The organism is Herbaspirillum sp. GCM10030257, assembly GCF_042666555.1.
Taxonomy (GTDB): domain Bacteria; phylum Pseudomonadota; class Gammaproteobacteria; order Burkholderiales; family Burkholderiaceae_D; genus Noviherbaspirillum.
Map to the genome: position 1 here is coordinate 1 of NZ_JBHTDH010000060.1, position 11,711 is coordinate 11,711.

Genomic DNA, 11,711 nt, shown 5'->3' on the forward strand with positions numbered 1-11,711 from the left:
ACGGAAGATGCGACGATTGCTGATATCGCGGTGGGGACCAATGCGTTGCAGATCAAGACCGGCTCGATGTCGCGTTCGGACCGCATGGCCAAGTACAATCAACTGCTGCGTATCGAGGAAGACCTCGACGACATCGCCAGCTATCCAGGGAACAATGCCTTCTACAGCGTGCGCCAAGCGCTAGACAAATAATGGATCTGAATGCTATAGACTTTGCAGCCCAACAGCGTGAGGAGATACGCAATCTGGGCCGCCTTTTAGGTGAGGCCGTAAGGGCACAGCATGGGGACGATGTATACAGCCTGATTGAAAAAATAAGACAGGGTTCGATTCGTTACCATCGTGGCACCGATGCCGCGGCTAATCAAGAACTTAAAGGTTTGCTTGAGTCATTAACCTCCGATCAGACGATACAAATTATCCGAGCGTTTAGCTACTTTTCCCTGCTAGTCAATATCGCGGAAGACCAGCGTCAAATACGGTCCTGGAGAGCCGAGCGTTCCTCTGTATGCGCTCCAGCAAAAGGAAGCATTGCGCACGCCATCGAAAAAGCGATCGAGACCGCAGGCAATAGCGATGTGGTCATGCAGTTCTTTAAAAATGCAAATATTAGCGCTGTGTTGACCGCTCATCCAACGGAAGTGAAGCGGAAAAGCATCCGCAACTGCCAGACAGTCATTGCACGATTGCTCGACGAACGTGACCGTATAAAACTTCTTCCGGAAGAAGATGCTAACAACACAGAAGCCTTGCGTCGAGCAATCGTAACGCTATGGCAGACACGCATGTTGCGTATGTCAACATTGTCTGTGTTGGATGAAGTCGAAAACGGTCTGTCGTTTTTCGATGCGACATTCATGAATGAGCTTCCTCGCATTTACGTCGATGTAGAGGATCAGTTATCGAACCTTGGAAAGCAATCAAGATATGACGAACTTTCGAACTTTATCTCGGTCGGGACATGGATAGGCGGTGATCGTGACGGTAATCCATACGTCACCGCCGAGATCTTGGAACATGCTTTACGGATGCACTGCGAACGGACGCTTGCATATTACCTGGATGAAATCCATGTGCTCAGTTCCCAGCTGTCCATGTCGGACCATTTGGTACCGGCGTGTAGGCAGCTAGTCGAACTGGCGGCACACGCCGAAATGTCGTCCCCGCATCGCGCCGATGAACCTTACCGGCGAGCGATGGACTGGATAGGGGGGCGCGTTACGATGACGGCCCGCCGTTTTCTTGGAAAAGACATAAGAAACCACTACAGTCATTTTGTTGATGCGAGGCCGTACCGCACTTCCGATGAACTTGAAGACGACCTAAAAGTGGTCGAAATATCACTTTCCAAGAACGGGTCTGAACCCTTGGCTCGAGGTAAGCTGCGTTCGTTAAAGCGCGCAGTAAACCTATTTGGCTTCAGTCTTGCACCGATCGATCTCAGGCAGAACGCCGATGTTCACGAACGCGTTGTGTCTGAGCTATTTGAAGCTGTGTACCCTGGGACAAGGTACTTGGACCTGGACGAAGAGCAGCGAATTGGCCTCTTAACAAAGGAACTTGCTACCGGAAGGCCACTTGCTTCCCAATACTTATCATACTCGGAACCAACCAACAGTGAACTGGCAATTTTCCGGACTGCACGCGCCGCTCTTGATCTCTATGGCCCGCGTTCGATCCAGAACTGCATTATTTCAAAGGCAGCCAGCGTTTCTGACATGCTGGAAGTCGCGCTGCTGTTAAAGGAATGCGGGCTTCTGAACCCAGCTTCTAATGAATTACGAGTCAACATCGTACCGCTATTTGAAACGATTGAGGACTTGCGTAACAGTGCCGCATTGATGGAGCGGTTGTTAGGACTAAAAGCTTACTCTGCGCTACTCGGTAGTCGCAACAATACCCAGGAAGTCCTTTTAGGATATTCGGATAGCAATAAGGATGGCGGATTCATTACGTCAAACTGGGAACTGTATAAAGCGGAAACCGAATTGGTAAAGACTTTTAAGCGCCACAATGTCCTTTTGCGCATTTTCCATGGACGAGGTGGTTCGGTCGGTCGCGGTGGTGGGCCAAGCTATGAAGCCATACTGGCACGCCCTCCTGGATCTGTCGAGGGGCGTATCCGCCTTACCGAGCAAGGGGAAATCATCACCGCAAAATACGGCAATCCGGAGGTTGGGAGACGTCACCTGGAGCTTCTTATAGCAGGTACGCTCGAGGTGTCACTATCGCAAAATAATTCCGCGCCACCGATGCAGGAATCCTATTTAAGGGCAATGGAGGAGCTTTCCGCGCTCGCTTTCAAGGCGTATAGGGGACTCGTATACGAAACTGACGGGTTCGAACAGTTTTTTATTGAGTCTACCATCGTGTCCGAATTTGCTGCGCTCAATATCGGAAGTCGGCCCGCCTCGCGTAAACAAAGTACATCCATCGAGGATCTACGCGCCATTCCATGGGTTTTTAGCTGGTCTCAGTGTAGGTGGATGCTACCAGGGTGGTTTGGTTTCGGATCGGCCGTCAACTTGTGGCTTGCGAAGCACGGTGAAGACGGGATACGTTTGCTACAGCAGATGTACCGGGAATGGCCTTTCTTTGCGATGTTACTCTCTAACATGGATATGGTATTGGCGAGTGTTGACGTGGCAATTGCCCGTAGATACGCTTCCTTGGTCAACAGCTCTGAGCTCCGTGATTGCATTTTCAACACTATTGAGATCGAACACAAGCAGACAATTGATGCCATGCATAAAATTACTGGTGTGTCAGGCCCCAATCCCGCGCTTCGACAAGCGCTACGGCAAAGGCTCCCTTATCTCGACCCGCTTAATCATGCGCAGATAGAACTTCTCCGTCGGTACAGGAGTGGAGATGCTGATGAACGAACACGGCGTGGGATTCATTTATCCATTAACGGTATCGCCGCCGGTTTAAGGAATAGCGGATAAATGACGTCGGGTTTTGGTAGGAGTGATGAAGTCATGGTCACTGTGGAAGCCGTATGTCCTATGTGCCGATTTAGATAAATCGGCAGCAGAGCGTGTTTCTCTCCTGCTCCGGTACAGGTACCAAGTATTTCATCGGTTGTCTCCCGGGCTAACTGGCCGTTTGCCCTTCCCTGTGAAGGGCCTTTTTGCATTAGAAATCGTGATTCCTCGGATAAGGAAACTCGATTTGTCCTACAGGAACTTCAAACATATATTTGCGCAACCCAGCGCGCTGGTAGCCCCGATGACGAAGCATAGTAGTTTTTGCATGCTGGACTTGCAGAAAAGCTTGGTCGAGTGATGAAACGTGGCCACCACATATTAAATCGCGGTTGTACATCGCTTACAAATTGACGCTTTACAAGATCAGGGAGAAATGAATGAAGAAATTGGCGATGGCGCTCATAGCTACGGCAGGCTATTCAGTGGTGGCTCAAGCGCAGTCTAACGTCACTGTATATGGGTCGGTAGACGCCGGTGTTCGCTATCAAACGAATACAAATGCCGCCGGTAAGGATACCCTTAGCATGGGTACCGGGAACTACAATTCCAACCGCCTGGGCTTCCGCGGTACGGAAGATCTTGGAAACGGACTCAAGGCGCAATTTCAGTTGGAAAGTGGCTATTCCGTAAAAACGGGTGCACAGGATGCTGCGGGAGTCATGTTTAATCGGACAGCGTCGGTCGGTTTGAGTGGGTCATGGGGTGCAGTTAACCTGGGTAGGCAATATACCGTCGCCTACCGTATTGTCAGCCTATATGATCCATTCAGATACAAGTTCAGCGGTTTGGTTCCGCTATCGTCCGGAGGAGGCACTACGCTACCGGCTGCGGCCTCAGCTGCTGGGCTGGGTAGCTCCGCGACATCCGGAAACCGGTTCAGTAACGACATCCAATATGATGGTAAATTCGGACCGGTTCTGGTTAGGGCAGAATACGCACTTGGAGAAGTTGCGGGAGATGTCAACCGAGGTTCTGCAAAGGCGATCGGTGCTGCGTACACGGAGGGACCACTCGCGTTTGGCGGCGCATATACACGTAAGCAGACAACAGCGGGATTGAACAATGACGCCTACACAGTCGGTGGCGCATATCAGTTTGGCGCCGTTCGCATTGCGGCAGGCTATTCCGACGAAGTGCAGAAAACCGCAACCTCAGAATACGAGGGGAAGATTACCTGGGCAGGTGCAAGCTACAAAGTGACGCCGGCGCTGGATATTACTGGTGCCATCTATCAAAGCAAGGTAAGTACACCAACCGCCACCAGCGGCAAGAGAAACCTTTATGTGATCGGCTCCACATACGCACTCTCTAAGCGAACCAATCTCTATGCCGAGGTTGACCGTAACAAGTACACTGGTGTGGTTGTTCCTGCCACAGGCCAGCGTGGTCAGACCGGCGTTTCCTTCGGCGTGAATCATCTGTTTTAATTGACACTCAATTTCGCGCCTGCCAGCACGGGGGCGCGAAACGGATGTAATTCTAGTTGCAGTATGCGTGGACAATTTCAGAGAAGGATATGGAGAGAGAAACCTCCCGGATAGTAGAAGAATCAGTAAATAAAATGAAAGTATGACTGACTGGGTTTCCTCCGAAAAGACGGACACTTTCGATAAGTATGATTCGATTATCGGAGGTACTAAATGACAAGAAGGCAGCTTACCGTTGAGTTCAAGCGCGAGGCAGTAAGGCTTGCCAGTCAACCAGGTGGCAAGGCTGATGCGAACTGCTGGCATCAAGGCTCATTACAAGCGCCGTCGCCTGCCTGGCCAATTGGCGCCGGTTGTGCATTCGGTAGCGCCAAACATTCTGGTCCGGCAATTTGAACCCACCGCACCGAATCAAAAATGGGCCGCCGATTTCACGTACGTCTGGACAGCTGAAGGGTTGCTAGTTGTGGCAATGGTACTGGACCTGTATTCGCGTCGGATTGATGGCATCGTTTTGGAAGCAGACTGGCCTGAAACCCTAATGTCATCTATATCCTAAACGCTCAATAGAGTTAGGCGTCAGCCATCATTGAGAATGAAAATTGATGTAGCAAGCGGAATGCATATTTGAGGAATACATGCTAAGCCCCTTAGCTCGCATCAGAACATCAACGCCTTCGATTTTTATTGCGGTGCGGCATGCAAAATCGTTATGGCCAGGATGAATCTTTACCATTGGCTTCAATGCAACCATCAATCTATATTAACGGCCATTCGCCCCTATTCTGGAAGCGATATGAGTAAAAACGGAGGATGACGAATGAGTACAGTAGCAATAAATGCGAGTGTTCGCTCACACGCGGAAGCAACATATTCTAAGGTGACTTGGCGCCTTATTCCATTTCTATTTTTGTGTTACGTGGTTGCATATTTAGACCGAGTGAATGTCGGGTTTGCAAAACTACAGATGCTAAACGATTTGAAGTTTAGCGAAACGGTGTACGGCATTGGAGCTGGAATATTTTTTATCGGTTACTTCTTCTTTGAAGTGCCCTCGAATATCATACTTTCACGTACGGGGGCCCGCGTGTGGCTAGCGCGTATCATGGTGACATGGGGCGTAATTTCCTCAGCCATGATGTTTGTAAGTTCTCCAGCAACCTTCTACGTATTGCGGTTCTTGTTAGGGGTTGCAGAAGCGGGATTTTTCCCAGGAATTATTCTTTACCTGACTTACTGGTACCCAGCACAGCGCCGTGCGCGAATCGTCGCATTGTTCATGACCGCGATTGCGCTTTCTGGAGTAGTAGGCGGACCACTTTCAGGATGGATCATGCAGACCTTCGCTGGCAAAAATAGCTGGGCCGGATGGCAATGGCTATTCCTACTCGAAGGACTGCCCTCGGTCGTGGTCGGTATATGGCTTTATTTTTATCTGGACGACGGCATTCGCTCTGCTAAGTGGCTTACGGAAGACGAAAAAGTAATGCTCGAAATGGAAGTTGCAAATGACCAGCAGATGAAGACGCATATGACTATAGCGGAAGTTTTTAGGAACGGTAAAGTCTGGTTACTCTCATTCATCTACTTTGCTTTTATCATGGGCCTATATGGGGTAAGCTTTTGGTTGCCTAACCTTATTAAAAGCACTGGAGTGAAGGATGTTTTAACGGTCGGTTTATTGACAGCAATACCATACGGTTTCGCAGCAATTGTCATGGTAGTTGCAGGTAGAAATTCGGACTCTACCGGCGAACGGCGTTGGCATACCGCTATAGCTGGTGTGCTGGGCGCCGTAGGCTTAGTGGCCAGCACTATATTTAGCGACAACACAATGATCGCTTTGGCGGCCTTGTCCGTTGCAACTGCCGGAATCTTGACGACCTTACCTCTATTTTGGACATTGCCAACTGCCTATCTCGGTGGGACTGCGGCCGCAGCGGGCATAGCCATGATAAACTCGATTGGCAATCTAGCCGGCTTCGTTAGTCCTTACATGATCGGCGCAATTAAAGATGCGACGCAGAGCACAGTAACCGGTATGTATGTACTCGCACTCAGTCTTGTAGTAGGTGCAGCTTTGGTTTTATTTGGTATTCCACGCGACAGGCAGCGTTAAATCCAAAGTTGATAATCAAAATTGATTAGATTACGCTAGAGCGACACTAACAGCAGTAAGGGGCGTCATGGAAATTTATCAGTTACGCACGTTCCTTACTGTCGCACATACCGGCCATCTGACCCGCGCGGCTGAACGTCTGCATCTTACTCAACCCGCTGTGAGCAAGCAAATTAAGGCGCTGGAAGAAGAACTTGGTGTAACGTTATTTGAACGAACGCCGACAGGTACCAACTTAACGAAATCTGGACGACTGCTATTAGCCCAAGCCGAGAAGACGCTCACAAATGCAATTGAGCTCGTCAACATGGCGAAAAAAATGCGTGGTGAAACAGCAGGCACGTTTAATCTGGGTACCATTATTGATCCAGAGTTCCTGAGACTTGGGTCTGTTCTTGGCCAACTATTGGCCTATTACCCAAGAGTCGACGTAAAACTAACCCACGGAATTTCCGGGAAAATTCATGAATTGATTTCTGTAGGGGAGCTTGATGCCGGATTTTATCTTGGTGATTTGATTGACCCTTCGGTCCGTGCTTTAAAACTTTGTACGCTAACCTATGTCGTGGTAGCACCTACGACATGGAAAGAGCGAGTAGATAAAGCAGATTGGAATGAAATTTCCCGAATGCCCTGGGTTGGAACACCTGTTCATAGCTCACAACACCGTCTCGTAAAGGAAATGTTCATGGAACACGGCTATGACCTTACTACCGTCGTTGAGGCCGATCAGGAATCTTCCATGCGGAGTCTGGTAACGATGGGAGTTGGACTTTGCCTTTTAAGAGACGATATTGCTTATGAAGCTCAGACTAAAGGGCAGCTCGTCGTGTGGAATAAGACGAAACGATATTGCCCTCTTTCTTTCATCTACCAGTCACGAAAAGAAACCGACGTATTGATTGACGCAATGAAGAAAGCGATACAGGACGTGTGGAGCAACGTCCATTGACTATGTTCATCGCCCCTATGGAGGCAAGGAATGAAAGTTAAGAAGATCCTCAGTAGTTTATTGTTGATGACGTCGTAGCAGATTATCGCTGCCACAGAGGTCAAACTTGGCCATATTACAAGTGAACAGCACTCAGTCGGGCAAGCCGCTATTCGATTCAGCGAACTCGTAAAGACAAAAATGGGGCAGTCAGCTTTAAATTGCTGATTGACGTGATCCAGCGGATAAGGCGCCGCTGGATCGGGGACGTTGGTGCGCACCTTCTTGCCAAGTCTTGCGCCTTCAATGCTCATTCGTCGTATCAGTCGTTCAACGGTGCAATGTACGACCGTTTGTTTTTCGCGATGAAGCTGACGCCAGACTTTGTCGACGCCGTAGACCCTCATGTTCGTATCCCAAACCCGGCGAATCTCGAGTATAAATGACGCATTGCGCCTGGCACGGGCACAAAAGAATAGCGGGTTGCGCCGCTGCGCGGCATAACGTCGATGGCCCGGGCGTTCGCATTCTGCCAGAACCTGTGCCTTAAGCACTGCGCCATGGTGGTGCCGGCGGGGTATCGTTGGTATTGGATTCGTCATGAGGTGTCCACCTAATATAGACACGTCGACACGTTCATCCCTACATTTCACATCTGTCACGAAATAACTTCGCAAGTCGCTTACAAATAACTACCCATTCCCACCATTGGTAATGTGTATAGCAGGTATGCATGGGCGTTATGACATGCATGAAAACATACCATTAGATATGGTGGATCCCTTCTTCTATATTGCAAATGACCGCACAGCGGAAATCTAATAGAACTAAGAAGATAGGATCGACAATGCAAAGACCGTTTGGCTGGGAAACAAGTAAACCATCAATACGAAGCCGGCTCGTACTGCAACATCTTTTCGATGAAGCGGTTGCTGCGGTTGATCCATTGAACGTTGTCCCACCTCATTTGCCCCCTGCGCCTAAAGGCAGAACGATTGTACTGGGCGCCGGCAAGGCGTCAGCAAGGATGGCATTGGCTGTTGAACGGAACTGGAGCGCGCCCCTGGAAGGCCTTGTTGTAACAAGATACGGTCATGGCGAGCCGTGCAGCCGGATAGAAGTCGTGGAAGCGGGCCATCCGGTTCCAGATAAGGAGGGTTATGAAGCCGCTAAACGCATGCTAGCGTTGACAAGCGGGCTAACCGAGAATGACCAAGTGATTTTCCTGATGTCTGGAGGTGGCTCCTCCCTTTTATCATTGCCTGCACCAGGTATTTCACTCTTAGAGAAGCGCGATATCAACAGTCAGCTATTGCGTTGCGGCGCAACGATAAATGAAATTAATGGTGTTCGACGGTACATTTCTGCGGTGAAGGGAGGGCGCCTTGCACTAGCGTGCTATCCGGCGAAGGTGCTGACTTTAGTAATATCCGACGTTCCTGGTGATGATCCCACTGTTGTAGCATCCGGTCCAAGCGTGCCAAGCGATGCAAAATCTGAGGAGGCACTTCGGACCCTCGATAAATACGCAATCGAGGTTTCGGATCGCGTGCGGTCAATTGTCAGCGATATGACTCTTGCTCCTCCTCAACCAAATGATGAACGTCTGCGCCGCAATCACACTGTGGTTGTGGCCACTGCACAAAGTGCGCTCGACGCTGCGGTCCATGCAGCTAAAAATTGTGGCTATCAACCAGTTGTACTAGGTAACAGCATTGAAGGTGAGGCTCGAAGCATAGCTACGATGCATGCAGGTATAGCACGTCAAGTTGTGCTGCACAATCAGCCGTTTCCTAAGCAATGTGTTTTGCTGTCCGGTGGTGAGACTACGGTTACCGTACGTGGAAATGGCCGTGGTGGAAGAAATGCCGAATTTCTTCTATCGCTCGCAATCGCTCTCAACGGACTGAATGGAGTGCATGCGCTCGCATGCGACACAGATGGAATCGATGGCACAGAAGATAATGCGGGCGCTTTCGTGTCTCCCGACAGCCTCTCCCGGGCTGCAGCGTTTGGCCTTAACCCACAAGCCATGCTCGAAAGTAACGACGGATACAGTTTCTTCGCTGCCCTCAACGACCTAGTGAAAACAGGTCCTACGCGAACAAATGTAAACGACTTTCGCGCAATTTTAATTGAAGGCTGACAATGACTATCATTCATATTCCAAGGCGAGCCAGAAATACAAAAATCATCGCAACGTTAGGCCCCTCAACGAGTGACGCGGATTCTATTCGATGTCTTTTCGAAGCAGGTGCCGACGTTTTTCGTCTCAATTTTAGTCATGGAACTCATGCTGATCATGAGCGCCGCTATGTTGCAATACGGTCTGTTGAGCAAGAATTAGGTCGACCAATTGCAGTATTGGCTGACCTACAGGGACCCAAACTTCGAATTGGAACATTTGCCGGTGGACGAATTGCGATTTCAACCGGTGACGCCTTTCGATTCGATCTTGATCCGACGCCAGGTGTACACGCACGCGTTTGCATTCCTCATCCTGAAATATTCGCGGCGGTCGACGTCGGTCAAGAACTTTTGATCGACGACGGGAAAATGCGCTTTCGCATTGTTGGTTGTAGTGCAGATTCGATAGATGCCGTGGCATTGAATGCCGGTTATCTGTCTGAACGAAAAGGCGTGAACGTACCAGATGCTGTACTACCGTTGTCGCCTCTCACTGAGAAAGATCGGAGCGACTTGAGTTTTGCTCTTGCTTTAGGTATTGACTGGGTTGCATTATCGTTCGTGCAACGCGCGAAAGACATCACAGAGCTCAAAAGCATTGTGGCTGGACGTGCAAACATCATGGCAAAGTTGGAAAAGCCTTCGGCCATTGAAGACTTAGCCGAGATTATTGCGGTTGCCGACGGCATTATGGTTGCCCGCGGAGATCTGGGTGTCGAAATGCCACCGGAGGCAGTGCCCGGATTACAAAAACGTATAGTGCGTTCATGTCGCAGGGCAGGGAAACCTGTAGTCGTTGCTACTCAAATGCTGGAATCAATGATCTCGTCACCCATGCCTACGCGCGCGGAAACCGGCGATGTAGCTACGGCCGTTTATGATGGTGTAGACGCGGTGATGCTTTCTGCTGAGTCTGCATCAGGCATGTACCCAATGGAAGCCGTGAGCATGATGGATCGCATAATTGCGACAAGTGAACGAGATCCACTGCAGCGCGAGTTTATGATGGTCGCGCATGTCGACGAAGGTCGGACTTTAACTAACGCAATATGCTCGGCTATTCGCACCGTTGCTGAGGTATTACCTGTTTCTGCCACAATCGCGTATACCACTTCTGGATCTACAACGATGCGTGTTGCTCAAGTACGTCCTCGCGCGCCAATTCTTAGTCTGACGCCTCACCTCGGGATTTCTCGCCGTCTAACATTAGTGTGGGGTGTACATAGCGTCTGTACTGAAGATGCAACCAGCATCGAAGACATAGTGGGCAAAGCGCAATTAATGGCAAGGCGCTATGGCTTTACAAAAGCTTCGCAGCCGATTGTTATTGCTGCTGGCACGCCATTCGGGGTCTCTGGTTCCACTAATTTGCTACGGATTGTATGGCACGACGAAATCGATGCGGGTCATCTTCCCGGGTGTCAAGATGACGCAGTTGCATTACGCGACCCGTACTTCGTTCATGAATGACGGCCGTCTAACTAATACATCACATTCCCAAGGAAAAATCAGAATGAGCACCATCGTTGACATCATTGGCCGCGAAGTAATCGATTCGCGCGGCAATCCTACCGTCGAATGCGACGTCCTGCTGGAATCGGGCGTCATGGGCCGTGCCGCCGTGCCATCGGGCGCCTCCACCGGCTCGCGCGAAGCCATCGAACTGCGCGACGGCGACAAGAGCCGCTATCTCGGCAAGGGCGTGCTCAAGGCATGCGAAAACATCAATATCGAGATCTCCGAAGCCATCATGGGCCTCGATGCCAATGAGCAGGCCTTCCTCGACCGCACCCTGATCGACCTCGACGGCACCGACAACAAGGCCCGCCTCGGCGCCAATGCCACCCTCGCTGTCTCCATGGCGGTGGCCAAGGCCGCCGCCGAAGAATCCGGCCTGCCGCTGTATCGCTATTTCGGCGGTTCGGCTGCCATGCAAATGCCGGTGCCGATGATGAATGTGATCAATGGCGGCGCCCATGCCGACAACAACCTGGACTTGCAGGAGTTCATGATCATCCCGGTGGGCGCACCGAGCTTTCGTGAAGCGATCCGCTATG

7 protein-coding genes and 3 pseudogenes are annotated in these 11,711 nt (G+C 50.4%); 9 read left to right on the forward strand and 1 reads right to left on the reverse strand.

Annotation, left to right across the window (positions count from 1 at the left end):
• The 6 genes and pseudogenes from eno (ACFQUU_RS28615) to ACFQUU_RS28640 all read left to right on the forward strand — a co-directional run.
• Positions 1–192: pseudogene (eno, locus tag ACFQUU_RS28615) on the forward strand (phosphopyruvate hydratase); the annotation flags it as partial.
• Positions 192–2,948 (forward strand): phosphoenolpyruvate carboxylase, encoded by a 2,757-nt coding sequence (gene ppc, locus ACFQUU_RS28620; protein WP_382251975.1) that lies wholly within the window; start codon positions 192–194, stop codon positions 2,946–2,948. The pseudogene eno (ACFQUU_RS28615) and the gene ppc, both read left to right, overlap by 1 nt.
• A gap of 419 nt (positions 2,949–3,367) precedes the next feature.
• A complete protein-coding gene (locus ACFQUU_RS28625; RefSeq protein ID WP_382251976.1) occupies positions 3,368–4,417 on the forward strand; it encodes a porin in 1,050 nt (349 codons plus the stop codon).
• 274 nt (positions 4,418–4,691) lie between these two features.
• Positions 4,692–4,940 (forward strand): annotated as a pseudogene (locus tag ACFQUU_RS28630) (IS3 family transposase); the annotation flags it as partial.
• Between the two features lie 297 nt (positions 4,941–5,237).
• Positions 5,238–6,536, forward strand: coding sequence for an MFS transporter (locus ACFQUU_RS28635; RefSeq protein WP_382251978.1), 1,299 nt, complete (start codon positions 5,238–5,240; stop codon positions 6,534–6,536).
• Positions 6,537–6,603: 67 nt separating this feature from the next.
• A complete protein-coding gene (locus ACFQUU_RS28640) occupies positions 6,604–7,488 on the forward strand; it encodes a LysR family transcriptional regulator (RefSeq protein ID WP_382251980.1) in 885 nt (294 codons plus the stop codon).
• Here the strand turns inward: ACFQUU_RS28640 and ACFQUU_RS28645 are convergent.
• Positions 7,407–8,069 (reverse strand): IS3 family transposase, encoded by a 663-nt coding sequence (locus tag ACFQUU_RS28645; protein ID WP_382251982.1) that lies wholly within the window; start codon positions 8,067–8,069, stop codon positions 7,407–7,409. The genes ACFQUU_RS28640 and ACFQUU_RS28645 overlap by 82 nt on opposite strands.
• Before the next feature lie 245 nt (positions 8,070–8,314).
• On the opposite strand from ACFQUU_RS28645, the gene ACFQUU_RS28650 reads away from it, so the two are divergent.
• The 3 genes and pseudogenes from ACFQUU_RS28650 to eno (ACFQUU_RS28660) all read left to right on the forward strand — a co-directional run.
• Positions 8,315–9,613: a glycerate kinase gene (locus ACFQUU_RS28650; protein WP_382251984.1), complete on the forward strand. Its 1,299-nt coding sequence runs from the start codon at positions 8,315–8,317 to the stop codon at positions 9,611–9,613.
• A gap of 2 nt (positions 9,614–9,615) precedes the next feature.
• On the forward strand, positions 9,616–11,124 hold the full coding sequence (gene pyk / locus ACFQUU_RS28655; RefSeq protein WP_382251985.1) for a pyruvate kinase: 1,509 nt from the start codon (positions 9,616–9,618) through the stop codon (positions 11,122–11,124).
• Positions 11,125–11,167: 43 nt separating this feature from the next.
• Positions 11,168–11,711: pseudogene (eno, locus tag ACFQUU_RS28660) on the forward strand (phosphopyruvate hydratase); the annotation flags it as partial.